This window comes from Achromobacter veterisilvae, from assembly GCF_037619525.1.
GTDB lineage: Bacteria > Pseudomonadota > Gammaproteobacteria > Burkholderiales > Burkholderiaceae_B > Achromobacter > Achromobacter veterisilvae.
On sequence record NZ_CP148753.1, the window covers coordinates 3,965,597 to 3,991,317 of the forward strand.

Below are 25,721 nucleotides of genomic sequence, written 5' to 3' on the forward strand. Positions count from 1 at the left end.
GTAGGAGCCAAGTGTGGACCCCCACGCTGCGCACGCGTTGCGTGCTTGCTGCCCCCCGAGGGGGCTGCCCCGCCTTGGAGCGGTCCGGCGGCGGGGCGGCCATTCTTGCGCAGGGTGTGCGCTGCGCGCCATCTCGGCCAGGTGTCAGACACCCTGGTGAGACGGAGGCCAGTATGCGAGGGTGCCGCAAGGGTGTCTGACACCCATCATGCAACGCCAGTGCCTTTCAACGACACGCCGCGCGGCCTAGATCGAAAGATCGGGCAGGTGTCAGACACCCTGGTGAGACGGAGGTTGGTATGCGCGGATGCCGCAAGGGTGTCTGACACCCATCATGCAACGCCAGCGCCTTTCAGCGACACGCCATGCGGCCTAGATCGAAAGATGAACCCGGATCCCGCTAGCGGATGAGGCTCAGGAATTCAGCCCGGGTCGAGGGGTTGTCGTGGAATTCGCCCAGCATGACCGAGGTGACCATGGACGAATTCTGCTTTTCGACGCCGCGCATCATCATGCACATGTGCTGCGCCTCGATGACGACGGCCACGCCGGCGGCGCCGGTGACGGACTGGACGGCCTCGGCCACCTGGCGGCTGAGGTTCTCCTGGATCTGCAGGCGGCGCGCGTACATTTCGACGATGCGGGCCACCTTGGACAGGCCCAGCACCTTGCCGTTGGGCAGGTAGGCCACGTGCGCCTTGCCGATGAACGGCAGCATGTGGTGCTCGCACAGCGAGTACAGCTCGATGTTCTTAACTAGGACGATTTCACGGGTGTCCGAGGTGAAGAGCGCCCCGTTGACGATTTCGTCCAGGTTCTGCCCATAACCGCGGCACAGGTGCCGCATGGCCTTGGCGGCGCGGGCCGGCGTGTCGGCCAGCCCTTCGCGGGACGGATCCTCCCCCAATTGTTCGAGAATGGCGGTGTAGTGCTTTTCCAATGACATCGGGGACTCCTGGGGGCTGCGCGCTCGGGGCGGTGATTTGCTGTCGCGTTGTGACCCAAGTCTACCGCAGGCGGCAAGGCGGGCGGCGTGGACGGCGTCCCACCGCCGGGCCGCCCCAAGGTGGGACAGCCCCTCGGGGGGCAGCAAGCGCGCGAAGCGTGCGCGGCGTGGGGGCCTTTCAGACCCCGCGGTTCTCCACCGCGTATTTAATCAGTTCCGCCTGCCCATCTATCCCCAGCTTGCGCTTGATATTGAGGCGGTGGGTCTCGACCGTGCGCACCGACAGGCCCAGCGTGTGCGCGATCTGCTTGTTGGCGTGGCCGCTGGCGATATGGCGCAGCACGTCGCGCTCGCGCTGCGTCAGCAGCGTGGCCGGGGCGCTGGCCTGCGACAGCCGCAAGGCCGCGGCCGCGCTGAAATAGCTGCGGCCGGCCATGACGGCGTCGATGGCAGTGACGATTTCCTGCGCCGGCTCGTCCTTCAGCAGGTAGCCGCGGGCGCCCGCCTTGACGGCCTGGACCATGTATTCCGGGTTGTCGTGCATGGACAGCACCAGCACGGCGATCTGCGGATAGCGTTCGTGCAGCAGGGCGGTCAGTTCCAGCCCGCCCACGCCGGGCATGTTCAGGTCCATCAGCGCCAGGTGGGGCAGGGTGCCGCCCGCCGGGTCCTCGGCCAGGCAGCCGGCCAGGAAGGCCTGGGCGCCGGCGGCGTTGCCGGCTTCGCCCACCACCCGCAACTGGGGCACGGTTTCCAGGCGCAGGCGCAAGCCGTCCCGCACCAGCGGGTGGTCGTCGATCAGCAGGAGTCGGATGGCGTCGGGCTTGTCGGTCATGCTTGGCTCGCGGGCGGCGCGGCTGCGGGCAGGGGCAGCCAGGCCTGCAGGATCGTGCCTTGGGCGGTGGAGTGGAAGGTCAGGTTACCCGATAGCGCGTTCATGCGTTCGCGCATGTTGCGCAGGCCGATGCCGCGCCGGGGATCCTGCTGCACCTCGTCGTAGTCGAAGCCGCGGCCGTCGTCGGCGATGGTCAGGCGGAGGTCGCGCGCGGAGTAGGCCAGGGTCATGTCGGCGCGGGTGGCGCCGGCATGGCGGATGACGTTGGTCAGGGCCTCCTGCGTGACGCGGAACAGCGCGGTGGCGTAGGCCTCGGGCAGCTTCACCGGCTGCCCGGTGGTGTGCAGGCGCACGGCCAGCGGCGGGGCGCCGTCCGCGCTGGGTATGGCGAACTCCCGGCCCAGGTGCTCCAGCGCCGCGGGCAGGCCCAGGTCGTCCAGCAGGGTGGGGCGCAGGTTGTGAGAAATGCGCCGGACCTCGCCCACGGCGGTGTTGAGCCGGTCCAGCGCGCCGCCCAGCGGGGTGTCGATATGGGCCAGCGCCCGCGGGTCGGCGGGCAGGGACTGCCGCAGCCGTTCGCGGGCGGCTTCCAGGGACAGTTTGCTGGAAACCAGCACCTGGCTGATGCCGTCGTGCAATTCGCGCGACAGGCGGGCGCGTTCGTCCTCCTGCGATCGCACCAGTTGCCGCGCCATCAGGCGCAGCTTGGCGTCGGACTGGCGGTGGTCGCTGATGTTCAGGGCCAGGCCGCAGGCGGCCACGCCCAGGATGGACACGACGGCGATGCCGGCGACCCAGGCGAACATGTTGCGGATATTGGACTGCGCGGCGGCGTCGATGCGTTCCAGCGCCTGCTCCACGTCGTCCAGGTAGATGCCGGTGCCCAGCATCCAGCCCCAGCGTTCCAGCACCACCACGTAGCCCAGCTTTTCCTCGGTCTGGTGGGTGGACGGCTTTTCCCACAGGTAGTGCACCGCCTCGCCTTGCTGGCCGCCGCGCCGGGCGGCCGTCAGCAGGTTCTGGATGACGGGCTGGCCCTCGGTGTCGCGCAGCTCCCAGAGCTGCTGGCCCACCAGCTCCGGCTGGCGGGGATGCATCAGATTCCTGCCTTGCAGGTCATAGACGAAAAAGTAGCCGTCGTGCCCGAATTCCATCTGCGCCAGCAGGTCCAGCGCGCGCTGGCGCGTGGCGTCGTCGTCGGCCGAGGCCTGCAGCGGCGCGATGGCGCTGTAGGCGAGGCTGACGTAATGGCGCAGTTCGCCTTCCTTGCTGGCCAGCCAGGCGTTTTCCACGACCTGCTTTTCGCGCTGGGCCAGTTGCAGGCCCTGCATGTAGACGGCCACGGTGATGGCGGCCAGCGCCACCAGCAGGGGCACCGCCGCCAGCAACAGGATTTTCAGGCGCAGCTTCATAGGGGATTTGTATCGGCGCGGGCGCGCTTGTTGCGATGCATCATTTCGCGGATCCCCGAGGAGACCGGTGCGGGAATGTACCGCGGATTTTACGGTTTCCGGAAATTTATGTTGCGGCGCATTGCGTAGTAACACGTAGCCCGCTTGCGTAGTTTCGCGCTTGTTGCCACCGGGGCAAAACGAAATACTAGCGTCCGCGTCGACAGGACGCAGCGTGGGCGCGCGCGCCCACCACCCCACAACAATGAGTCTGCCTTCCGCGGGACGATAAAAGCGTTTCACGTCAGCAAGATGGCGCACGCCAAAAGCATGGCGGGAGGCAAGAGGAGCACTTATGCAAACCAGCAGTAAGGGACTGGGTCAGCACCTGGTCTGGCTGGCGGTTGCGGTACTGGGCGCGTTCGCGCTGGGCACCGTGGCGCTGGCCAGAGGGGAGACCATCAACGCGCTATGGGTGGTGATCGCCGCCGTATGCGTTTACTTGATCGCCTATCGGTACTACAGCCGCTTCATCGCCAACAAGGTCTTCCAGTTGGACCCCACGCGCATGACGCCGGCCTGGAAGTACAACGACGGCCTGGACTACGTGCCCACCAACAAGCACGTGCTGTTCGGCCACCACTTCGCCGCCATCGCCGGCGCCGGCCCCCTGGTGGGCCCGGTGCTGGCCGCGCAGATGGGCTATCTGCCCGGCATGCTGTGGATCCTGGCCGGCGTGGTGTTCGCCGGCGCAGTGCAGGACTTCACGATCCTCTTCATCTCGACCCGCCGCGACGGCCGTTCGCTGGGCGACCTGGTCAAGTCCGAACTGGGCAAGATCCCGGGCGTGATCGCGCTGTTCGGCGCGTTCATGATCATGGTGATCATCCTGGCCGTGCTGGCGCTGATCGTGGTCAAGGCATTGACGCATTCGCCCTGGGGCACTTTCACGGTGGCCGCCACCATCCCCATCGCGCTGTTCATGGGCGTGTACCTGCGCTACATCCGCCCCGGCAAGATCGGCGAAGTGTCCATCATCGGCTTCGTGGGCCTGATGGCCGCCATCACCTTCGGCCAGGACGTGGCCGCGCATCCGGTGATCGGCCCCATGTTCGACTTCGACGGCAAGGGCCTGACCTGGATCCTGATCATCTACGGCTTCATCGCCTCGGTGCTGCCGGTGTGGCTGCTGCTGGCGCCGCGCGACTACCTGTCGACCTTCCTGAAGATCGGCACGATCGTGGGCCTGGCCATCGGCATCGTGGTGGTGGCGCCTGAACTGAAGATGCCCGCGCTGACGCAGTTCGTCGACGGCACCGGCCCGGTGTGGTCCGGCAACCTGTTCCCGTTCCTGTTCATCACCATCGCCTGCGGCGCGGTGTCGGGCTTCCACGCCCTGATCTCGTCGGGCACCACGCCCAAGCTGATCGAGAACGAAACCCAGGCCCGCTACATCGGCTACGGCGGCATGCTGATGGAATCGTTCGTGGCCATCATGGCCCTGGTGGCGGCTTGCGTGATCGAGCCGGGCATCTACTACGCCATGAACAGCCCGGCCGCCGTGATCGGCACGACGCCCGACCAGGTGGCCCAGGTGGTGTCGAGCTGGGGTTTCGTGGTGACGCCGGCCGACCTGGTCCAGACCGCCAAGGACGTGGGCGAAAGCACCATCATCTCCCGCGCGGGCGGCGCGCCCACGCTGGCCGTCGGCATGGCGCACATCCTGCACCAGGCCATCGGCGGCCCGGGCATGATGGCCTTCTGGTATCACTTCGCCATCCTGTTCGAAGCCCTGTTCATCCTGACGGCGGTGGACGCGGGCACGCGCGCCGGCCGCTTCATGCTGCAGGACCTGCTGGGCACGTTCGCCCCGTCGCTCAAGCGCACGGACTCGCTGCCCGCCAACCTGATCGCCACCGCGCTGTGCGTGGCGGCCTGGGGCTACTTCCTGTACCAGGGCGTGGTGGATCCGCTGGGCGGTATCAACACCTTGTGGCCGCTGTTCGGCATCGCCAACCAGATGCTGGCCGCGATTGCGCTGACGCTCGGCACCGTCGTGCTGTTCAAGATGAAGCGCGACCGCTACGCCTGGGTGACGGTGCTGCCGACGCTGTGGCTGCTGGCGTGCACGCTGACGGCCGGCTGGCAGAAGCTGTTCCATGCCGATCCCCGCGTGAGCTTCCTGGCGCACGCCGACAAGTACAACGCGGCGATCGCCGACGGCAAGGTCCTGGCTCCGGCCAAGTCGCTGGCCGAAATGTCGCGCGTGGTGTTGAACGACTACATCAACGCCGGCCTGTGCGGGATCTTCATCTTCGTCGTGGTGAGCATCGTGGTGTTCGGGTTGCGTTCGGTGCAGCGCGCGCGCAACGAGCACAAGCCCACGGCCCGCGAAACGCCGTACGAAACGCTGCCGGCGGCGGCCGCGGCCGGCGCGGACTGACCGTCCACAGGAGGCCTCGCATGTTGTTCAGTAATATGAGTTCCGCGGCCGGCGCGGCCGGCCGCTACCTGGGGCAGACGCTCCGGTTGATGGTGGGCGTGCCGGACTACGAGACGTATGTCGAGCATGTGCGGCGCACCCATCCCGACCAGGAGCCGATGAGCTACGAGGAATTCTTCCGCGAGCGCCAGGACGCGCGCTACGGCGGAAGGAAACGCATCGGCTGCTGCTGACGCAAGGGCCTCGCGCAAGCGAGGCCTTCTGCTTTTTGGGGCGAGCCGGACGACTTGCCCTTTTTCTGGTGTCTGACACCCGGGGGAGACGGGCTTCAGGCTTGCGCGGGCGTCCCGGGGGTGTCAGACACCGCCGCCGGATACCGTCCCGGTCGTGCGCCGCAGCTTGTCCGAATACACGATCAGCGGGATCGCGCAAAGCGCGCACAGCATCATGACCAGGAAGCCGCCGGGCGCATAGCTGCGGTACAGCGCGCCGCCCAACTGGATGCTGCCGAACATGAATACGCCGCCCGACAGCAGGGCGTAAAGCGCGATGGCCGAGGTTTTGCAGGCGGCGGGCACGTGGCGGGCGATGTACCACATGATGGCGGCGTTGTTGCCGGCCAGGGTGAAGCATTGCAGCAGTTGCAGCGCGCCCATGAGCGTGGGGTCGGTGGTGGCGGCCAGGCCGGCCCAGCGCAGGGCGGTCATGGCGGCGGATGCCAGGATGAGCCACTGGGCGCCGGTGCGCGCCAGGACCTTGGGCGCCAGGAAGAAGAACAGCACTTCGCTGGCCACGCCGACCGCCCAGAGCAGGGAAATCAGGGCCGTGGACAGGCCGGCGCCGGTCCAGTAGAGCGTGGAGTAGGAGTAGAGGAAGCCGTTGCTGGCCTGGACCAGCGATGCCCCGGCGATGCACAGCAGCAGGGGGCGGTCGCGCAGCACTTCGCGCATGGGCAGGCGCACGCGTTCCGCGGGCGCTTCCCCCGCCGCGGGGCGGGCGGCCCGGGGCAGCAGCCGGACGCAGGCCAGGCAGGCGACGATCAGCAGGACGGACAGCCAGATCACCCAATCGGCGTCGAAGGTCTTGATCAGGTAGCCGCCCGCCACGGTGACCGCCGCGAAGCCCAGCGACCCGCAGGCGCGCATGATGGTGTAGGAACTGCGCCCGCGGCCGCTGGCGATGGCCATGCGGTCCATCAGGGGCAGGACCGCCGGGAACACGGCGTTCAGCAGCAGGGTGACCGCGAGCAGCCAGGCGGGCGCCGCGCTGAACGGATAGCAGAGGAACAGCGCCAGCGAGGCGGCCAGGGCCGAGGCGATCAGGGCGTGCGCGCGGCCGGTCTGGTCGGCCACGTGCGCCACGACCGGCGTGGACAGGATCTTGGGCAGGAAGGACGTGGCGACGATCAGCCCGATGAGGGCGGGGTCCAGGCCGCGGCTGGCGAACCACAAGGGCAGGAAGGGGATGCTGACGCCTTGCAGGCCGTAATACAGGAAGTAAAACCCGTGCAACGCGATGGCGCCTTGTCTGGCGTCGGGATTGCCGCGCATAGCGATGATGGAATCTGGCTGATTGGACGCGGCGTAGCATACTCCTAGCCGAACCGGATTTCAGCTTGCGGATGTCTTGATTCGGACCATTGGCAAAGCGGGCAAGCGGATTTACCCTTGGGGATCGCAACGCGAAGCACCTCGCATCGCGAGTGCGTTTTCCGAGCGTGCGTTTTCCGGATCATTCCTAGGAGTTGCTAGTCATGGCCAAGAAACTGGATGAGAAGACCACCAAGACATTGAAAGAGCGGCGCAAGCGTCCGCTGGCGACGCCGACCGACCTGGCGGCGACGGCCACCCGCGACATTTCCGCCGCGCTGAACCAGATACTGGCCGACGTGTTCGCGCTGTATCTGAAGACCAAGAACTTCCATTGGCACGTCAGCGGGCCGCACTTCCGCGACTATCACCTGCTGCTGGACGAGCAGGGCGACCAGTTGTTCGCCATGACGGACCCCATCGCGGAGCGCATCCGCAAGATCGGCGGCATGACGCTGCGCTCGATCGGGCACATCGCGCGTTCGCAGCGCATATCGGACAACGACGCCGATTACGTGCAGCCGCTGGACATGCTGGCCGAGCTGCGCGAAGACAACAAGGTCCTGGCGGCGGCGCTGCGCGAGGCGCACAACATCACCGACGAGCATCGCGACATCGCGAGTTCCAGTTTGATCGAGAACTGGATCGACGAAACCGAACGCCGCACGTGGTTCCTGTTCGAGGCCAGCCGCCAGGGGGATTCGACGGGACACTGAATGGTGGGCCCCCCGGACGGGGCCCCCAACGCTGCACGTGCTTGCTGCCCCCCGAGGGAGGCTGTCCCGCCTTGAGGCGATTCGAGGGCGGGGCGGCCGGGCTGGTTCGCGCGCGCCGCTGACGGGCCGCGGTCTACGGTTTCACCAGCGCCGGCTTGTCCCGGTAGCGGCCGGGAAAGGTCTTGGCCAGGTTTTCGACCTTGGGCACGTCGTTCACCATGATGTACATGCTGTAGGGATGGCGCACCAGGTAGTCCTGGTGGTAGTCCTCGGCGGGGTAGAAGGCCGGCAGCGGTTCCACGGTGGTGGCCAGCGCCTTGGGGTAGGCGCCGCTCTTGTTCAACTGCGCGATGTAGGCCTCGGCCACTTTGCGCTGGCTGTCGTCGGCGGGAAAGACCGCGGACCGGTACTGCGGGCCCGTGTCCGGCCCCTGGCGGTCGAGCTGGGTGGGGTCGTGCGCCACCGAGAAATAGATCTGCAGCAGTTGGCCGTAACTGACCTGGCTGGGGTCGTAGGTGATCTCGACCGCTTCGGCGTGGCCGCTGCGGCCGCTGCTGACGGCGTCGTAGTTGGCGGTGCCGGCTTCGCCGCCGGCATAGCCGGAGACGGCGCCGGCCACGCCTTTGACGTGCTGGAACACGGCCTGCACGCCCCAGAAGCAGCCGCCGGCCAGGACCGCCTTCTGGGGCGTGGCGCCGCCGGCCGGCTGATCCAGGGCGGGAGGGGGAATGATGAAGGCGGATTCGGCGGCGGAGGCCGCGGCGGCGCCCAGCAGGGAGCAGGCGGCGGCGAGCATGGCGCAAAGCCGGCGGGGCAGGAGGGTCGGGGACATGGCGTCGGTTCCTGTGAGGGTTTGGGGCCGGCGTCAGCCCTGGGGAGTGAACGTCATCGCCACGCCGTTCATGCAATAGCGTAGCCCGGTCGGCCGCGGGCCGTCATCGAAGACGTGGCCCAGGTGGCCGCCGCAGTTGGCGCAGTGCACGGCGACGCGGGTCATGCCGAAGCTGCGGTCGCTGGTTTCGCCCACGGCGCCGGCCAGGGGCTGCCAGAAGCTGGGCCAGCCGGTGCCGCTGTCGAACTTGGCTGACGACGAGAACAACTGGCGGGCGCAGCCGGCGCAGGCATAGGTGCCGTTGCGGTGTTCGTCGTTGAGCGGGCTGGAATAGGGGCGTTCGGTCCCTTCGCGGCGCAGCACCCCGTATTGTTCGGGGCTCAGCCGTTCGCGCCACTGCGCGTCGCTCAGCGTGTAGGGGAAGGACGGGGCGGCGGCCGCCGGGCCGCCGCGCGCGGCCAGGACCGGGGCCAGGCCGGCGGCGATGGCCGCCGCGCCGCCCAGGCCCAGGAAATGCCTGCGGTCGAGTGTCATGGAATGCTCCGGAACAGGAAGGGGCGTGGGAGGGTCATTGCTTCGCGCCGTCCTTGGACATCGGGGCTTTGCCCATGGCGTCCCTGGACATGCCGTCCTTGGGCGTGGGAGCCTTGCCCATCGCGTCCTTGGACATGCTGTTCTTCGGCATGGCGTCCTTGGACATCCCGCCTTTCGACATGCCGTCCTTCGCCATTCCCTCCTTGGACATGGAGCTTTTGCCCATGGCGTCCTTGCCCATGGTGTCGGCGGCGTGGACGGCCGCGGCGCCGAAAGCCAGGCACAGGGACAGGGTAGCGGCAGTGAGTGTTTTCATGATGTGTTCCTTTCAGGAAGAGTGATTGCACCTAGCTTCCGCCGAACCAGTTGTAGCCCTGGTCCTCCCAGTAACCGCCCGGGTAGGTGTTGGTGACGAAAATCGCCTGTATGTGCTTGGGGTTCTTGTAGCCAAGCTTGGTAGGCATGCGCAGCTTCATGGGGAAGCCGTACTCCGGAGGCAGCGCCTGGCCGTCCCAGGTCAGCGCCAGGATGGTCTGGGGGTGCAGCGCCGTGGGCATGTCGATGCTGGTGTAGTAGTCGTCGGCGCACTTGAAGCCCACGTACTTGGCGCCCAGGTCCGCGCCCACGCGCTTGAGGAAGCTCGAAAACGGCACGCCGCCCCATTTGCCGATGGCGCTCCAGCCTTCCACGCAGATATGGCGCGTCACCTGCTCGATCTGCGCCATGGCGCGCAGTTCGTCGAGCCGCCAGCGGCGCTTGTCGGCGACCAGCCCGGTCACTTCCAGCCGGAACGATTCCTCGTCCACGCGGCGCACTTCGTCGATGCCGTAGTAGGCGTTGAACGGGAACGGCCGCGCGATCATGGATTCGGGATAGGTCGGCGCCAGTTTGGCGGGGTCGAAGATCCAGCCCTGCACCCGGTCGTTGAGGCGCGAGACGGCGGCCAGCGCCTGTTCCACGCTTTCATCGTCCGATAACGAGCAGCCCGACAGCATGGCCAGCCCGCCGAGGGTCAGGCTGCTGCGCAGGAACGCGCGGCGCGAGGGCTGTTCGACCCGTTTTTCCAGGATCTTTCCGGCTTCCTTGAGGATGGCCGGGCCGTCCAGGCCGGGAAGAGGGGGGCGCTTGTACTTGCTCACGAGTGGCTCCTTATTTGCCGCGGATCATGGCGATCAGGCTGCGGGGCACCAGGGCCACCATCACCAGATGGACCGCCACGAATGCCGTCAGCAAGGCCATGGCGATGAAATGCACCCGGCGCGCGGCCTCGTATCCGCCCATCAGTTCGCGCAGCAAATCGAACTGCACCGACTTCCACAGCACCAATCCGGACAGCACCAGCACGGCGATATCGACCATGACGAACAGGTAGGCCGCGCGCTGCGCCTGGTTGTAGCGGCGCGGATCGACGTGCGACAGCCTGCCGCGCAGCGCCGCGCCCAGGTCGGCGGCCAGGCCGCGGGCGCTCAGGGGGAAGAACTTGCGCCACAGGCGGCCGGTGGCGAGGTTCATCGCCAAATACAGGATGCCGTTGAAAAACAGCAGCCACATGCCGGCGAAGTGCCATTGCAAGGCCCCGCCCAGCCAGCCGCCCAGCGTGATCTCATTGGGAAAGACGAAGTCGAACAAGGGCGAGGCGTTATAGATGCGCCAGCCGCTCATGGCCATGACGACCACGGCCAGGGCATTGAGCCAGTGCAGGGCGCGCAGCCAGCCCGGGTGGATGGGGGCGTCCGCCGGCGGGACGGGCGGCGCGTCGCGGCTTGCGGGGGTGGCCAACATGGCGGGACTCCGGTGCTCGTTGTCGTTGGCGCCATTCTTCTCCCGCGCCGATACCGAAGTCCTCACGCAAACTTAAATTAAATGTGATAACTCGGCCGCCCGGATTGGCGACAATAGGCGTATCGGCCCTCTTTAGAGTTTCCTGCCCATGGACACGCCCCGGCGCGTATTGATAGTCGAAGACGACGCCCACATCGCGGAATTGCTGCGCCTGCATCTGCGGGACGAGGGCTATGCGGTCGAGCACGCCGCCGACGGCAACGTGGGCATGCGCCTGCTGGAGGAAGGCAATTGGGACGCCCTGGTGCTGGACCTGATGCTGCCGGGCATCGACGGCCTGGAGATCTGCAAGCGGGCCCGCGCCATGGCGCGCTACACCCCCATCATCATCACCAGCGCGCGTTCCAGCGAAGTGCATCGCATCCTGGGCCTGGAACTGGGCGCGGACGATTACCTGGCCAAGCCGTTCTCGATGCTGGAACTGGTGGCGAGGGTGCGGGCGCTGCTGCGCCGCAGCGAAGCCCTGGAGCGCAACGCGCGCCTGGACGCCGGCAGCCTGGTCCTGCATGGCCTGTCCATCGATCCGGTCGCGCGGACGGCCGAGGTCGACGGCCGCCGGCTGGAACTGACGCCCCGCGAGTTCGACCTGCTGCACTTCTTCGCGCGCCACCCGGACAAGGTGTTCTCCCGGCTGGACCTGCTGAACCAGGTGTGGGGCTACCGGCACGAAGGCTACGAACACACGGTCAATACCCATATCAACCGGCTGCGCGCCAAGATCGAGGCGGACTCGTCCAATCCGCGGCGCATCCTGACCGTCTGGGGCAGGGGCTACAAATTCGCCGCGGCGCCGGCTGCCGCGGGAGGCGCGCCATGAAACGGTTTACCCTGACCCAACGCCTTTCGGCCGTGTTCGCGCTGCTTCTGCTGGCATGCTGCGGGGCGTCGGCCTGGCTGCAGATCGCCGCCAATTCCCGCTACGAGCAGGAGGTGGTGCAGCGCCTGTCCAGCGGCCTGGCGCAGCACATCGCCGGCGCCAATGAACTGATGGACGCCGATGGCTGGCGGCCGCAGGCGGTACGCTCGCTGTTCGACATGCTGATGGCGGTGAATCCGGCCGTGGAGGTGTACCTGTTGTCCAACGACGGCCGCATCGTGGGCGACGCCGCGCCCGACGGCCAGATCAAGCGCGACCGTGTGGACCTGGCCCCGGTGAAGCGCCTGCTGGCCGGCGGGATGCTGCCCATCGCCGGCGACGATCCGCGCAGCAGGGATGGGCAGAAGGTGTTCAGCGCCGCGCCGGTGCGCGTGGGCGGACAAGAAAAGGGCTATGTCTACGTGGTGCTGCAGGGCCAGGCGCACGATGCGCTGGCGATGGCGGTGTCGCGCAGTTCGGTGCTGCGCACGACCTTGTGGTCGATCGCGCTGGTGGCGCTGCTGGGGCTGGCGGCGGGCCTGGCGGCATTCGCGCTGATCACGCGCCCCTTGCGCGGCCTGACCCGCGCGGTGCGCGCCTTCGGCGGCGACGATGGCATCGCCCTGGCCGCGCTGGAGCGTCCGGGCGATGCGCTGGACGACCGCGGCGACGAGATCGCGGTGCTGCGGCGCAGCTTCGTGCAGATGGGGGGGCGGATCTCCGACCAGTGGCGCGAACTGACGCGGCAGGACCAGCAGCGGCGCGACCTGGTCGCCAATATTTCGCACGATCTGCGCACGCCGCTGACTTCGCTGCACGGCTATCTGGAAACCCTGCGGCTGAAGGACGCGACGCTGGACCCGGCCGAGCGCCGCCGCTACCTGGATATCGCGCTGGCGCAAAGCCGCAAGGTGGGCCGCCTGGCGCAGGAACTGTTCGAGCTGGCGCGCCTGGAATCCGGGCTGGTGCGGCTGGAGCCCGAGACCTTTTCGCTGCCCGAACTGGTGCAGGACGTGATCCAGAAGTTCGAGCTGGCGGCCGAGGCGCGCCAGCAGCGGCTGACGACCGACATTCCGCGGGAACTGCCGCCGGTGCGCGCGGACCTGGGGCTGATCGAGCGTGTGCTGACGAACCTGCTGGACAACGCCATCCGCCACAGCCCGCCAGGCGGAAGCATCGAGCTGCGGCTGGGCATCGCGCAGGATCGGGTGCAGGTGCAGGTCAGCGATTCGGGCACCGGCATTCCCGAGGCGCTGCGCGCCGGCCTGTTCACCCGGGCCAGCGCGCTGAACCGGGGGCCGGGCGAGAGCGGCGGGCTGGGGCTGGTGATCGTGCAGCGCATTTTGCAACTGCATCACAGCGAGATCCGGCTGGTGGAGCGGGCCGGATCGGGCGCGGTGTTCCAGTTCGGCCTGGCGGCCGCCCGCCAGGCCTAGGGGCGCCCGCCCGCCTATCCGGCGGGCGGCTGGCGGCGGACCGTGCCGCGGGAGGCGTCCACGTCCAGCATGTCGCCGGTGGCGACGTGTTCCAGGATGCCCTGCACATTGACGACGGCGGGAATGCCGAACTCCCGCGCCACGATGGCGCCGTGGGACAGGTAGCCGCCGGCCTCCATCACCAGGGCGCCGGCGCGCAGGAACAGGGGCGTCCAGGCCGGGTCCGTGGAAGGCGCCACGAGAATGCCGCCGGCCGGCATGGCGAGGCCTTCGTCCGGCGTGCGGGCGACGAAGGCGGCGCCTTGCGCCCGGCCGCCCGCCGCGGGCGTGCCGCGCCAGGTGCCGGGCGCGTCTTCCCCGGCCATGCGCGCCGCGCGCGCGGCCGCCGGCGCGGGCCCGCCGTCCCGGGCATGTTCGACGATCACGTCCCGGTCCGGCGTCGCCGCCCATGCATCTAACTGCGCGCGGCGCAGGGCCGCGCGGCGGGCGGCGGCCGCGGGAGCGAGCCGGCCTTCGGCCAGGGCGAAGAGTTCCGCGGCGGTCAGGTGGAAGACGTCGTCGGCAGCGCCCAATCCTTCCGGGCCGGCGTAGCGTTCGCCCAGGGCCAGCGCGCTGCGGCGCGCCGCGGCCAGGTAGGCCACCAGCACGCTGCGGGCGGCTTCGCGCTGCCTGCCTTCGAGGCGGGACGCGGCCAGCAGCCTGGCGGCCAGCGGGCGTAGCCAGAACGGCAGCGCGGCGCGCACGCGCCGCCAGGCCCCGCGCGCGGCGGATTCCTGCCTGGCGCGCAGCGCGGCGGAGTCGGCGCCGATCAGGTTCAGCACGCTGTCCAGCAGGTAGGCGGGCGCCTCGCGCCAGCGCGGGTTGCGCAGATAGGTTTCGTAGACGGCGCGGTGGCCGTAGCGGGCCAGGAAGTCCGCGAACGCCCGCTTGAACGGGCTGCCGTCGGGCAGGGCGGCGTTCCAGGCGGCGCTGTCGCGCCGCGGGCCGCGCAGCCAGGTTTGCGCTTCGGCGTCGGTGGCGGCGAGCCCGGCCAGGGCCATCAGCGCATAGCCTTGTTCGGCGGTCACGCTGGGTTCGCCGCCCGCCATCAGCGCGGCCGTCAGCGCGTGGCCTTCGCCCGGGCAGGCCTTTTCGACCAGCTCCAGCAGCTTGGACAGCGCGCCGCCGCCCGAGCCCTGCAGGAAGAACAGGTCGTCCGCGGCCAGGACGGTCAGGAACTGTTCGCGCAAGCGGGCGCCCAGCCCCGCGCCCGAATCGGGCAGGGGCTCTTCCAGCCAGGCTTGCGCGCGTGCCAGCAGCCGCGGCAGGTCGGCGGCGGCCCGCCGGCGCAAGGGGGCGGCGCGGCGGAGGTAGCGCAGGATGCGCAGGCCGTGCCGCAAGCGCTGCGCGGGCGTGGCCGGCGGCACCGCGATGGCGGGCTGGGGGCCGCCCAATAGCGCGTTCATGGCCTGTGGCGGCACGCCCAGCGCGTCGTAGCCGACCCACTGGATGACCGAGGCGTCCAGGTACACGCGGCCCTGGAACAGCGCCGCCAGCCGCGCGCCCGGCAGCGTCGCATAGCCGCTGAGTTCGAAGCCGCGGGTCAGCATGCGCTGGGCCATGACCCGCCCGGTGTCCCATTCCAGCGCCGACATGGCCTGCGGCAGGACCTCGCGCGTGTTGCCGCGCGACCAGTACGAGGGCTGCGACCGCAGCGCGGGATAGGTATGGCGCGCCGTCGCGGTGACGGGCCGCGCCTGCAGGATCCAGAATTGCCGCCCGTCCCAGGCCCATTCGAGATCGTGGCCGCCTCCCGCGTAATCCAGCGCGCGGGCCGCGTCGCGCGCGATGTCACCCAGCTTTTCGGCCTGCGCGTCCGTCAGCACGGCCTGCGCGGCGCGTTCGGGGGGCGTACCGGTGAGGCAAGTGCCCTGGCCCGCGGCGGCGGGCAGGCTGGCCTGGCGCTTGGCGCCCACGCGCCGCTGCGCCAGCGGCCAGGCCTGGCGCAGGTAGTCTTCGCGCAGCCGGTATTCGTCGCCGTCCACTTGGCCGCCGACCAGCGATTCGCCCAGGCCCCAATTGGCATGGATCAGCATGTCGTCGTGGCGGCCGGAGACGGGATCGACGGTGAAGGCGATGCCGGACGAGACGGCGTCGATCAGCGGCATCACGACCACCGCCATGCCGGCGCCGGCGGCGTCCAGGCCCAGCCGCTGCCGGTAGGCCCGGGCCTGCGGCGTCCATTGCGAATCCCAGATCCGCCTGACCGCCTCCACCGCGGCTTGCGCGCCCAGCACGTTCAGGCAGGAAAGGTGGATGCCCGCGAACGACGCCGCCGCGGAATCCTCCTGCGGCGCGGAGGAGCGCAGGGCCAGCGGGCGCGCCAGCCAGCCGCGCTCGCGCAGCGCCTCCAGCAGGGCTTGCGCCACCGCTTGCGGCACTTCCTGGCCGGGCTGCCGGCCCAGGCTGGCCCGCGCCGACAGCACGACGCCGTCCGGCACCGGCACGCCCAGCCCCGCCATGCGGGCCAACTGCCAGCCCTTGCCGCCCGCGGCTTCGGGGCCGGCCAGCGCTGCGGCCGCCCAGTCCAGCACCAGGGCCGTCATGCCGCGTCTGCGGCGGCGGCGCCGCGCAGGAACAGGCTGATCGCGGCGTCGAATTCGGTCCTGAGCGCGGCGCCGGACCGATCCAGCCAGCGCAGCATCGCGCCCAGGTACAGGAACTGCAATTGGTGGGCCAGCAGCGCCGGGGGCAGGTCCGCGCGCAACTGGCCCGTTGCTTGCGCATCGGCGACCAGCGACGTGAACAGGTCCAGCAGGCCGCTGCGCGGATAGCGGCCGCCGTCGTCTTCGCCGGGCTGCAGCGTGGCCAGGCGGTAGCGCAGATAGGGGCCCAGATAGGCGCGATGGGATTCCGACCAGTGGGCCGAGGCGTGCAGGATGCGCGTCAGGCGCTGCGCGAACGACGGCAGTTTCCGCAGCGCGGGTCCGAGCGCCGCCAGGGTGGCGGCGAGTTCGCCATGGAAACGATGCGCCAGCAACGCTTCCTTGACCGGAAAGTGGTTATAGAGCGTGCCCTTGGAGACGTCCGCCTGGGCGGCGATCTGCTCCATCGTGACGGCGTCGTAGCCCAGCGTTTCGAAGAGGCGATAGGCAGTCTGGGCAAGATGGTCCAGCGTCTGCTGGCGCTTGCGTTCGCGGCGTCCGGCATCGGGGGCCGCGGGCATCGGAAGATCGGGGCGGGGCATGGTGGCCAAAAATTAGACGATGAACAAAATTGTACGTCGTCTAATAATTTCGGTCCAGCCCCGTTTCCGGCGCTTGGTGCCGGGTCAGGCCGTGGCGGGCATTTCCCCGTGGAGCAGGTAATCCAGCAGTTCGCGCACCGAGCGCATGGCGTTGCCGAACGGCAGCTTGGACGCGCCGCGGAAGAACAGGCCGCGGCTGACTTCGCCGCGCATGGCGGCCGCGAGCTTCAGGTCGATGCAGAATTGGCCGAAACGCGAAATGCCGTCGCGCAGCCCGCATTGCGTCAGGCAGTCCATGCGCTGGCTGCAGCGCCGCGCATCGCAGCGCGCATTGCCCTGTAGCGTCTTTTCCTGGCGCAGGTAGCGCGTCAGCCAGGGTGTCGGCACGGCGCGAGCGGGCAGGCCGGCCACGCTGGTGAATTCGGCCAGTTGGTCGGGGTCGGCGTCGATCAGGACGCGCTTGAAGTTTTCGTGCGCATCGCCTTCGATGGTGACGGCGAAGGCGGTGCCCACCTGCACGCCGTCGGCGCCGTGGCCCAGCCAGTGGCGCACTTGTTCGTGGCTGCCCACGCCGCCGGCCACGATGAGCCGGGGGCTGTCCTTGCCCAGTTGCAGTTCCGCGAACAGCTTGTGGCAATCGGCCAGCACGCGCTTGAAGTCGAAGCGTTCGTCGTGGAGGTCGTCCAGGCGCGCGGCGCCCAGGTGGCCGCCGGCATGGCCGGGGTGCTCGATCACGACGGCGTCGGCCAGCCGGCCCTTCTTCATCCATTTTTTAAGCACCGCGGCCACGCCGCGCGCTTCGGACAGGATGGGAACCAGCGCCACTTTGGGAAAGTCGGCGGTCATTTCGGGCAGGTCCAGCGGCAGGCCGGCGCCCATCACGATGGCCTGGGCGCCGCTTTCGCACGCCTGGCGCACTAGGGCGGGATGGTCGCGCACGGCTTTCATGACGTTCACGGCGACCAGGCCGCGGCCCTGGGCCGTCTCCAGGGCCGCGCGCACTTCGCGGTGCAGCGCTTCCAGGTTGGCGCTGTCTATCAGGTCGCGGTCATGGCACCGCTCGGTCTTTTCTAGCAGGTCGGGATGGTGATGGCGCAAATCGACGCTGGCAATGGTGCCCACGGCGTTCTGGCTGGCGACGGCGCCGGCCAGACGGTGGGCGGATACGCCGACGCCCATGCCGCCCTGGATAATGGGCAGCAATTCGCGTCCGGCGAGGGTGAGTGATTTGAACCACGTCATGTCAAGTCTTTCCTCTGGTCAAGTGGACAGAGGCTAGAGCAAGGGGGGTAGCGTCGCCTTGCGCAGGATCAAACCTGGCCTCAATGGCATATGGTTCCTGACCGTTTCGTCGAACCAGTTCGCCATGGCATCTATATCTGGGGACAGCTCTGTCGCCAGGCCGCCGGTGAATTTGCGCCAGGCGTCCAGGTGCGCAGGCGCGACTACAGTCAGCAGCGGATAGCCTTTGGCCATGAGTTCAAGCATTTCAGCGCTGAATCCGCCTCCCTCGGCCTCAAGCACGCCGAAACGGTTGACGATGACCAGATCGGCCCCGCTTTCCATTACACGCCGCAAAACGACGCCGGCAACGAGCAGGGCGCCCGGATCCAGGCAGCAGGCGTTTGGGTCTTTGCCCGGATCATGGTCGATCGGATAGAGGGTGCCTTGTTCCAGGTCGAGCAGGGTACGGGCGCCTCTGTCGTCGAGAGTGCCTGGCGGGCCGGGAACCAGCCCGCGCACGGTCAGGCCTTGCGATTGCAGGCGTTGCACGAATGCCAGCAGGGGGGCATCGGCGGCGGCTTTGTGGTTGTGGACGATGGCTGCGATCGTGACGGCGTTTTCGGTGCAATCCATGAGGATCTTCCTTCTTATCGGGGCAGGCAGAGAGTGACCCGCTGCACCGTTTTTCCAAAGATGTGATAACCCGACCCGCCTTCCGCCAGCATGTCCAGCAAGGCGTCCGGTTCTCGCACGCGGGTGCCGCCGACCACGGTTACCCCGCGTTCTGCGTAAGGCCCGGGAAGCAGTGTGGCCGTCGGCCCGATTACCGCCGCTTGCGCGCCGGGCGCGAGCAATGACAGGAGCCCATCGAGCGTGCCGTTGACCAGTGTCGTGCCGGTGGTGATGAAAACGTCGGCCTTGGGCACGATTTGCGGCGCATGATCGGCCTGAATATAGAACGGCAGTTCATCCGGCTTGAGGGTGCTTGGATCAAGTTCGAGAACATTGAACCGTTGATTGCGGCGGCGGAGTTCGCGCATGTACGGCGGGAATGCGCCGACCAGCGCCACGTAGTGTTCAGGTTGAATATTCAGCGCATCAAAAGCATCGCCCTCGCGAATTTCAGCGCCGGATGGCGCGCCGTCGCGCTGCCAAAGGGTTTCGGCAAGTGCATTCAACGTGGCGATGGCGAGCGACCGGCGTAGATCCTGCGGCCGATAGAGATCGTCGAGGATCTGGATTGCCTGCCTGCCGGCGATCTTGCCCGGTATCGGCATTGCTCGCGCCGAGCTGGGGCAGCACACCGCCTCGGGCACGCTCTTGATCGGCGTGGCGCACAGGCCGCCGGCACGGTTGCTCAGCTTGACGCCTGTGAAGAAAATGCCAAGCACAGCGCGTTCGACGACCAATGATTCCGCGTCGGCGCCGAGCTTGCGTATCACTTCGGCATGCAGTTCGGCCAGCAGGGTGGCCTGAGATGGATCGCCGGCGGGCGTTCCGAATTTCGGCGGCGGGACTTCAAGATGCGTTTCCATTTCTCAACTCTCCGTCGTATTGTCCGGGCGGACGGCGAAATGCAGCTTGGTAATGCCGTACTCGCCAACCAGATCATCGCGCTGCGCATCGATCAGGCCAATTTTTTCGAATCGCAGGCAGAACGTCTCGACGTGGCACATGGGATGACTGTCGGTCAGCACCGCCTTGTCGAGATCGCGCAGGCCGCCCGGTGCGGTTTCGCAAGATTCGAGGCAGAACCAATGCGCGCAGTGCAATTCGCCGCCTGGCGCAAGCCGGGCGGAGACGGCGGCCAGTGCGTCGTTGGTTGCCTGGCGCACAGGGTAGAGGGCATGAAACAGCACGGCCAGGTCGAATTGTTCCTGCGTCGGAGGATTCAGCGGCGTGCCTGATAGCAGTTGGCAGCGCTTCGGGAGCCCGCCTTGCGCAAGGATTTCTTGCGCCCGCGGCAGTGCCTCGGGCCGCACGATCGCGGTGATCCGCGCTTCGGGAAAGTAGCGGCCTGCGGTCGCGGCAAACAAGCCGTTTCCCCCATCGAAGCACAGTATGTTGCGAATCGGGCGATCTTTGAACCGATCAGCGAGATAAGCAGCTAGCCGGTTGGCTTCTCCAGAGAATGGATGCTGTGCTGGCGGAATCGGAGGTGGCGGTGCCGCGATCCAGTCGGTGGACAAAAAGCGATCCAGTGCCGACCATCCGTTGGCAGGTTCCAGGAGGCTATCGACCGCCTCCGCCTGGCACCACGGGCTGGACTTGCACAGCACGGCATCCAGCCCGGGGGCAATGCGGTATGCCGCCTCTTGCCGGGTGAGCAGGCCCAGGTCTTCGAGCGCCTGCAGGAAACCACCCAGGTGAGCGCCGCGCAGGTTCAGCGCCGCGGCGATTTCCGGCCGCGCAGCCGGGCCGTTGCTTTCCAACCAATCGAACAGGCCGCTGCGCAACCCTGCGCGTAGCGCCTGGAAGGCTTTGAATCCGTCGCACAATTGGCGTACCGCGGCAATTGCCGCGGGCATTTCGGGGAGGACGGGACGACCCCCGTGCTGTTCCATATCCATCTTTATTCTCCTGGTGTTTGAAGAAACCGAAGGCGTGCGGCGCGGCCTGCCTTCCAAAGCCGTGCATGCGCGACCGCTGCCAAGCGCCGCCGCGCGCGCCGTCATGGGAGCGCCTCCAGCATCATCCCGACTTCGTCGTTGGACAGTTCGTAGTTGAAAAAAAGACGATAGAAGTGCTGGATTTCTTCCTTGATGTCTATTTCGGCGAAATGCGCCGGGTGGAAAGTCTTGGCGGCCCACAGCACCGTGAGCGGCTGCTCGACCGTTCGTTGTCCCCACGAATGCACTCCCATCGGGGTTGCATAGACTCGCCTGTTCTTGACGGCGTTGACCTTCGAGAACCGTTCGTCCTGGTAGACCGCTTCCACCAGCCTGGGCGTATTGACGATGAGGATGTCGGGGTTCCATACCAGCACCCGCTCGTGTGAATAGTGGGTGTTGCCGCCGTCCCCGATATCGGCGGTCACGCTGTAGCCGCCCGCCTGCGTGATCCACCAGTTGGCGATCTGCAACGGTGTGCTCATGCTGTTTGGATTGAAATACAGAACCTTGGGCCGCGCGTCCGGAGAGAGGCCTTCCAATTTCCGCTGCACGCGCTCCATCGTGTTCTCGAAGTAGCGCAGATAGGCCTCGCCCTGCGACATGCGGCCTGTTAGACAAGCCAGGATTCGCATACTGGCGTGAATGTGGGGCGTGTTTTCCCATTGCAGGAATATCACTGGCGCTCGCGCTTTTTCCAAGGCCCGCACCTGTAGCGGGTTCATCGTGATGACGACGTCCGGAGCCAGCCGGGCGAGGTGCTCGATGCTGACCTCGCTGGTGCTCTGCCCCTGCAGCACCGGCCGTTCATCCAGATAGGGCGCGACGGCGCTGTGCAGCCGCCACGCACCGGTGGCGGTAAACCGTTGGGGCAATCCGTTGGCGATCCGATCTCCCGCGCCCAGCGCAAAGAGATACCCGTTGAGCACCGGCACGGCGCCGACGGTCGCGATACGGCGAGCTTCATGCGGCAATGTCACGATGCGCCCGGCCATGTCGATCACGCTTCGCGCCGGCGGATCACTCACCCCGCACGGCACGGATTCGCCAGCCAGCGCGACCGCCAGGCAGGCATGCCACAGGCATGCCGCCATTGCGAATTTTCGGAAATGGGCTTCGCCTTTCATCAGAACTGATAGATCAATGTGGCGAAGAGGTTCCGGCCCGGGTAGGCATAGGCGTCGTCAGGAACCCGTCCGAGGAAGGAGTACTGCTTGTCGAACAGATTGTTGACGTCGACCTTCAGGTCCAGGCTGCCGGCGCTTCCGGCGTCCCACAGCCGCTTTGTCATGCTGAGGTTGGCCACGGTGAATTTTCCAAATCCGACCAGCGGGCCATCGCCCACGTTGGACCGTCCACCGTACTGCTCTCCGTAGTAATTGAAGTTCAGGGTGCTGGAGAACCTCCAACCGGGGTGGTGGAAACGCACGCCGATGCTCGCGACGGTGTCTGGCACGCGGGCAATCGGCCACCATTTTCCCTGCAAGCCGGGGCCGCCCTGGGATACGACCTCTTCTTTTCGGAACATGTGTGTGAGGTTGATATACGGGCGCAGTTCGAAGCTGCTGTAGCCGAGCGCGGGCGCCACGTTCGCGTTGGCCTGCAGTTCAATGCCTTCCTGGATGCGCTTGTCGACATTCATTACCACGCGGCCCTGCGTTCCCGATCCATCCGGGCGGACTCCGGGATAGATGTAGACGTTGTCCTTCACTCTGTAATAGAAATAGGTGGCGGACAGCCGCCAGTCCTTGCGCGCCATATCGAAACCGATCTCGAAGGCATCGGTGAACTCGGGCTTGAGTCTGGGATCTCCCGGCGCGCCGTAATCTTCATAAAAACTGCTTGCGAATAGCTGACGTCCCGACGGCGCGCGCCAGCCCTGCGTATAGTTGGTTCGCAGCTTGAGCCAGTGGGCCGGCAGCCAGCTCACGCCGAAGGTCGGTGAAATGTGGTTGAAGCTGCGGCGGGTGGGCAACTGGTCGCGGGAAGTGATGCCGCGGCCCGAGAAGTAGGGCACCCGGTTGTAGTATTCGTCGCCGATCGACAGGTCCTTGGCCTTCACGTATTCGTAGCGAAGGCCGCCCGACAGGTTCAGCGAGCCATCCATGAGCTTGAGCGTACCCACCGTGTAGGCTCCCAGGATGGAGGTCTCGCTGGTTGGGTGCATGGGGTAGCCCAGCCCTGCCCACTTCGAATCGATCCCGCCTGCCTGCAGAAACGCGCCGCGCGCGGACGAGGAGTTCTCGACTTTGTACTTGATGTAGTCGAGGCCGCCGGTAAGGTCAAAGCGCTCGGAGGTGTAGGTCAGGCTGCCCTGTGCGCGATCGGTCCTGGCTTCTTGTCCCTTTGGATACCTGGACTCGGCGGAATAGGTTTCGTAGGTGTCTTTTCCCTGCCCGACATTGGCGTTCCATGAAAGGCGGCGGTCGGCGGTGGCGCCCTCGTAGTTGATGTACAGCAGTTGGGTTTCGCGATCGGTATAGCTGTTGTTGCGGATTTCGCCTTCTTCGTCCATATACGAAGGCCGGTGTGCTTTGTCGACGGTGTAGTGATAGCCGTCGACACCGATCCGGTGCCCGTTGTCGAAGGTGTAGCCCAGATTGAAGTTGAAGCGTTCGGTGCCGTCCGTCTTGGTGTTGTTTACTTTGTCGCCGTTGCCGTCCTTGTAGTCGCTGCGCACCGCGTTGTGTTCATAGCCGAACATGTAGTCGAAATTGTCAGCCGCGCCGTAGAGATCCGCGCCGATTCGCGAGGCGTTGTAGCTGCCATAGCCCATGCGCACTTGCCCGCCAAAGCGTTCCGGGCCGCCGCGCCGGGTGATGATATTGATGACGCCGCCCGGTGAACCCATCGAGTGTTTGAACATATCCGGTCCACGCAAGACTTCGACGCGCTCGACATTGCCCAGCATGATCTGGCGAACGTTGGCGACGCCGGATCGGCGGCCGTCGATGAGGACCAGCACCTTGCCGTTGGCTTCCGTCATCAGGTGTTCGGTGTGAAAGCCGCGGATCAGCAAGGTGTTTTCGCCATGATCCGTCGGCGTGGCTTCCACCGCGAAGCCTTGCTCGATAAGCAGTTCGCTCAAATTGTGAGCGGGGGAGTCCTCGATGGTCTGCCGATCGATAACAAAGGTGCTGGTCGCTGTTTTTCGCTCTTCTTCGGTGAAGGCTTCCGATGAGACCTCCACCCTGGGGAGGAGCGGCACTTCATTCACATTCGCAGCAGAAACAGCAGGCAGTACGAATAAGGATACTGGGAGCAGCTTTAAGCAGGCGTGCATTGACGTATTTCCTTTCTATCGCGATGAGGTCGTTCTTTAGAGTCGGTTTGAAAAATCCGGGCCCAATTCCGGGGTGAAGGGACGGAAGGCGATGCCGTGGCCATTTGCTGCACGCAGCAATTCGACGTGCACGCCGTACAACTGAAACATTGCTGCCGGCGTCAGTACCTTGTCGGGAGCGCCGTCGGCGGCAATGCGGCCGTTCATCAGCAGCGCGACTCGCTGGCATCCAGATAGCGGTTGGTTGGGATCGTGGGTCGTCATCAGCACGCCGTAGCCGTCTGCCGTAAGCCGTTCCAGGCGGGCCAGCAGACGTACTTGGTTGCCGTAGTCGAGACCGGCCAGCGGTTCGTCCATGATCAAGAGCCGCGCTTCCTGGGCGAGGGCGCGCGCAATAAGCGTCAATTGCCGTTCGCCGCCCGAAATCCGGGTGTAGACGCGGTCGGCGAGATGCAAGATGCCCAATTGCTCGAGGGCCATGTGCACACGCTCCAGATCGGCGGCGCCGGGCGCCGTGAACAGACCCGCCGCAGGGATGCGTCCCAGCAGCGTCACCTGACGGACCGTGTAGGGAAATGGCGCGGCATGGACCTGAGGCACGTAGGCGATCATCCGAGCCAAATGGCGCCGGCTCAAGGCCGCTAGCGGCTCTCCGTCGAACGTGACGCTGCCGCGATCGGGGCGCTGCAGTCCCAGCAGCATTTTCAACAGCGTGCTTTTTCCGGCTCCGTTGACGCCCAGCAGGCAGACCAGTTCGCCGGCTTCGAGCGCCAGGCTGGCGCCGGAAATTACTGGGTGGCGGCGATAGCCGAAATGAAGATCCTTTGCGGCGAGCCTCATGTCCAACTCCGCCGCACGCGATGGAGCACAAGCAGGAAGACGGGTATGCCCAGTAACTCGGTGACGATGCCGATGGGCAGTTCGCTTGCGAAAAGATTGCGCGCAAGACCGTCGGCAACGAGCAGAAAGGCCGCGCCCAGGCAGGCGGCGGTCGGCAGCAACCGGGCGTTGCCCGGACCCGTCAGCAGGCGTGCAATATGTGGCACGATCAGTCCGATCCAGCCGATCATGCCGGCAATCGAAACCGTCAATGCCGAGATCAGCGTGGCAGCAATGATTGTTGTCAGCCGCACGGCGGTTACCGGCACGCCAAGGGCGCGCGCTTCATCGTCTCCCATCGCCAATGCATCCAACGCGCGCCCCATCAGGCAAAGCAGAAGAATGCCCAGCAGGATCGGAATCGCCGCCCATGCGATGTCGCCGGCGTTGGCGTGTCCCAGGCTGCCCATCAGCCAATACACGATCGTGGGCAACTGGCTATAAGGGTCGGCCAAGTATTTCACTATGGTCAGCACAGAGCTGAATAGCGCGCCGCTGAGGATGCCGCCCAGAATCAGCATGATGATTGAACCGCCGCCGAACAGATGCGCGATGCCGACCCCGACCGAGACGGCGGCAAGCCCCATGACGAATGCGCCGGTTTGCACGAGCAGCCAGTTGCCTTCCAGCAGGATGCCGATTGCCGCGCCCGCCGACGCTCCCGCCAGCACGCCGAGCAGTCCGGGCGATACGAGCGGGTTGCGAAAGAGCGCTTGGTAGGCCGCACCCGACACCGAGAGCGAGGCGCCGACCAGGACCGCTGCCAGCACGCGCGGCAGCCGGATTTCAATGATCAGGTTGTATAGCTGGGCGTAGCGCGGCGGCTCCATGGAATCGAGTCCCGCAAGGGTGAAAAGGAAGCGGAGCATTTCCCACACGGAGACCGAGTACGGTCCGAAAGACAGGGCGGCCAGGATTGCCGCCATGGCCAGCAACGGAGCGATGAGCCGAAACCGATACCCCTGCGTTGCTGGCGCGACAGCGGCAAGGGAGGTGGGAGCGATTTCAGCCATGGATGCGCGCAGCCGCGAAAATCGTCGGCAAGTTCTTCCAGTTGAGACAAGGTCCGATAAATCGTAT

The 25,721-nt window shown here is 66.8% G+C and carries 24 protein-coding genes; 5 read left to right on the forward strand and 19 right to left on the reverse strand.

Annotated elements, in window-relative coordinates; translation table 11 throughout:
• Nucleotides 1-400 precede the first annotated feature (400 nt).
• From folE to WHX56_RS18485, 3 genes are all read right to left on the reverse strand, one after another.
• Nucleotides 401-946 (reverse strand): GTP cyclohydrolase I FolE, encoded by a 546-nt coding sequence (gene folE / locus WHX56_RS18475; protein ID WP_042793382.1) that lies wholly within the window; start codon nucleotides 944-946, stop codon nucleotides 401-403.
• 178 nt (nucleotides 947-1,124) lie between these two features.
• Nucleotides 1,125-1,781: a response regulator gene (locus tag WHX56_RS18480; protein WP_129238950.1), complete on the reverse strand. Its 657-nt coding sequence runs from the start codon at nucleotides 1,779-1,781 to the stop codon at nucleotides 1,125-1,127.
• A complete protein-coding gene (locus WHX56_RS18485; protein ID WP_129238949.1) occupies nucleotides 1,778-3,193 on the reverse strand; it encodes a cache domain-containing protein in 1,416 nt (471 codons plus the stop codon). The genes WHX56_RS18480 and WHX56_RS18485 overlap by 4 nt, the downstream gene beginning before the upstream one ends.
• 334 nt (nucleotides 3,194-3,527) lie before the next feature.
• On the opposite strand from WHX56_RS18485, the gene WHX56_RS18490 reads away from it, so the two are divergent.
• Complete coding sequence (locus tag WHX56_RS18490; RefSeq protein WP_129238948.1) at nucleotides 3,528-5,615, forward strand: carbon starvation CstA family protein; 2,088 nt, start codon at nucleotides 3,528-3,530, stop codon at nucleotides 5,613-5,615.
• Nucleotides 5,616-5,635: 20 nt separating this feature from the next.
• Nucleotides 5,636-5,848, forward strand: coding sequence for a YbdD/YjiX family protein (locus WHX56_RS18495; RefSeq protein WP_129238947.1), 213 nt, complete (start codon nucleotides 5,636-5,638; stop codon nucleotides 5,846-5,848).
• Nucleotides 5,849-5,971: 123 nt separating this feature from the next.
• On the opposite strand, the gene WHX56_RS18500 is transcribed toward WHX56_RS18495, so the two are convergent.
• Nucleotides 5,972-7,165, reverse strand: coding sequence for an MFS transporter (locus tag WHX56_RS18500; protein WP_338878592.1), 1,194 nt, complete (start codon nucleotides 7,163-7,165; stop codon nucleotides 5,972-5,974).
• A 203-nt stretch (nucleotides 7,166-7,368) separates the two neighbouring features.
• On the opposite strand from WHX56_RS18500, the gene WHX56_RS18505 reads away from it, so the two are divergent.
• Entirely contained in the window at nucleotides 7,369-7,920 is a 552-nt protein-coding gene (locus WHX56_RS18505) for a Dps family protein (protein ID WP_129238945.1), read from the forward strand.
• 133 nt (nucleotides 7,921-8,053) lie between these two features.
• Here the strand turns inward: WHX56_RS18505 and msrA are convergent, their stop codons facing one another.
• The 5 genes from msrA to WHX56_RS18530 are packed head-to-tail and all read right to left on the reverse strand — an operon-like array spanning nucleotide 8,054 to nucleotide 11,068.
• On the reverse strand, nucleotides 8,054-8,752 hold the full coding sequence (gene msrA, locus WHX56_RS18510) for a peptide-methionine (S)-S-oxide reductase MsrA (RefSeq protein ID WP_422393603.1): 699 nt from the start codon (nucleotides 8,750-8,752) through the stop codon (nucleotides 8,054-8,056).
• 33 nt (nucleotides 8,753-8,785) lie between these two features.
• Nucleotides 8,786-9,286 (reverse strand): peptide-methionine (R)-S-oxide reductase MsrB, encoded by a 501-nt coding sequence (gene msrB, locus WHX56_RS18515; RefSeq protein WP_129238943.1) that lies wholly within the window; start codon nucleotides 9,284-9,286, stop codon nucleotides 8,786-8,788.
• Nucleotides 9,287-9,320: 34 nt separating this feature from the next.
• A complete protein-coding gene (locus tag WHX56_RS18520; RefSeq protein WP_129238942.1) occupies nucleotides 9,321-9,602 on the reverse strand; it encodes a pentapeptide MXKDX repeat protein in 282 nt (93 codons plus the stop codon).
• Nucleotides 9,603-9,633: 31 nt separating this feature from the next.
• Nucleotides 9,634-10,425 (reverse strand): molybdopterin-dependent oxidoreductase, encoded by a 792-nt coding sequence (locus tag WHX56_RS18525; protein ID WP_338878593.1) that lies wholly within the window; start codon nucleotides 10,423-10,425, stop codon nucleotides 9,634-9,636.
• A 10-nt stretch (nucleotides 10,426-10,435) separates the two neighbouring features.
• Nucleotides 10,436-11,068, reverse strand: a complete 633-nt coding sequence (locus WHX56_RS18530) for a cytochrome b/b6 domain-containing protein (RefSeq protein ID WP_338878594.1) — start codon at nucleotides 11,066-11,068, stop codon at nucleotides 10,436-10,438.
• 148 nt (nucleotides 11,069-11,216) lie between these two features.
• On the opposite strand from WHX56_RS18530, the gene WHX56_RS18535 reads away from it, so the two are divergent.
• Entirely contained in the window at nucleotides 11,217-11,945 is a 729-nt protein-coding gene (locus WHX56_RS18535; RefSeq protein ID WP_129238939.1) for a response regulator transcription factor, read from the forward strand.
• Nucleotides 11,942-13,420 carry a HAMP domain-containing sensor histidine kinase gene (locus WHX56_RS18540; RefSeq protein WP_338878595.1) on the forward strand — a complete coding sequence of 493 codons (1,479 nt, stop codon included), beginning with the start codon at nucleotides 11,942-11,944 and terminating at the stop codon, nucleotides 13,418-13,420. The genes WHX56_RS18535 and WHX56_RS18540 overlap by 4 nt, the downstream gene beginning before the upstream one ends.
• 14 nt (nucleotides 13,421-13,434) lie before the next feature.
• On the opposite strand, the gene WHX56_RS18545 is transcribed toward WHX56_RS18540, so the two are convergent.
• The 10 genes from WHX56_RS18545 to WHX56_RS18590 form a co-directional block, all read right to left on the reverse strand.
• Complete coding sequence (locus WHX56_RS18545; protein ID WP_338878596.1) at nucleotides 13,435-16,005, reverse strand: PEP/pyruvate-binding domain-containing protein; 2,571 nt, start codon at nucleotides 16,003-16,005, stop codon at nucleotides 13,435-13,437.
• Complete coding sequence (locus WHX56_RS18550; RefSeq protein WP_338878597.1) at nucleotides 16,002-16,625, reverse strand: helix-turn-helix domain-containing protein; 624 nt, start codon at nucleotides 16,623-16,625, stop codon at nucleotides 16,002-16,004. The genes WHX56_RS18545 and WHX56_RS18550 overlap by 4 nt, the downstream gene beginning before the upstream one ends.
• Nucleotides 16,626-16,730: 105 nt before the next feature.
• Nucleotides 16,731-17,888, reverse strand: a complete 1,158-nt coding sequence (locus WHX56_RS18555; RefSeq protein WP_338878598.1) for a nitronate monooxygenase family protein — start codon at nucleotides 17,886-17,888, stop codon at nucleotides 16,731-16,733.
• A 33-nt stretch (nucleotides 17,889-17,921) separates the two neighbouring features.
• Nucleotides 17,922-18,503: a DUF2478 domain-containing protein gene (locus WHX56_RS18560; RefSeq protein WP_338878599.1), complete on the reverse strand. Its 582-nt coding sequence runs from the start codon at nucleotides 18,501-18,503 to the stop codon at nucleotides 17,922-17,924.
• Nucleotides 18,504-18,517: 14 nt separating this feature from the next.
• Nucleotides 18,518-19,405, reverse strand: coding sequence for a DUF364 domain-containing protein (locus WHX56_RS18565; RefSeq protein WP_338878600.1), 888 nt, complete (start codon nucleotides 19,403-19,405; stop codon nucleotides 18,518-18,520).
• A 3-nt stretch (nucleotides 19,406-19,408) separates the two neighbouring features.
• Nucleotides 19,409-20,545: a class I SAM-dependent methyltransferase gene (locus WHX56_RS18570; RefSeq protein WP_338878601.1), complete on the reverse strand. Its 1,137-nt coding sequence runs from the start codon at nucleotides 20,543-20,545 to the stop codon at nucleotides 19,409-19,411.
• Nucleotides 20,542-21,606: an ABC transporter substrate-binding protein gene (locus tag WHX56_RS18575; RefSeq protein ID WP_338878602.1), complete on the reverse strand. Its 1,065-nt coding sequence runs from the start codon at nucleotides 21,604-21,606 to the stop codon at nucleotides 20,542-20,544. The genes WHX56_RS18570 and WHX56_RS18575 overlap by 4 nt, the downstream gene beginning before the upstream one ends.
• Nucleotides 21,606-23,762, reverse strand: a complete 2,157-nt coding sequence (locus tag WHX56_RS18580; RefSeq protein WP_287753055.1) for a TonB-dependent receptor — start codon at nucleotides 23,760-23,762, stop codon at nucleotides 21,606-21,608. Before WHX56_RS18580 ends, WHX56_RS18575 begins: the two co-directional genes overlap by 1 nt.
• A gap of 36 nt (nucleotides 23,763-23,798) precedes the next feature.
• Complete coding sequence (locus WHX56_RS18585) at nucleotides 23,799-24,602, reverse strand: ABC transporter ATP-binding protein (RefSeq protein WP_338878603.1); 804 nt, start codon at nucleotides 24,600-24,602, stop codon at nucleotides 23,799-23,801.
• Entirely contained in the window at nucleotides 24,599-25,654 is a 1,056-nt protein-coding gene (locus tag WHX56_RS18590) for an iron ABC transporter permease (RefSeq protein WP_338878604.1), read from the reverse strand. The genes WHX56_RS18585 and WHX56_RS18590 overlap by 4 nt, the downstream gene beginning before the upstream one ends.
• Between the last annotated feature and the right edge of the window lie 67 nt (nucleotides 25,655-25,721).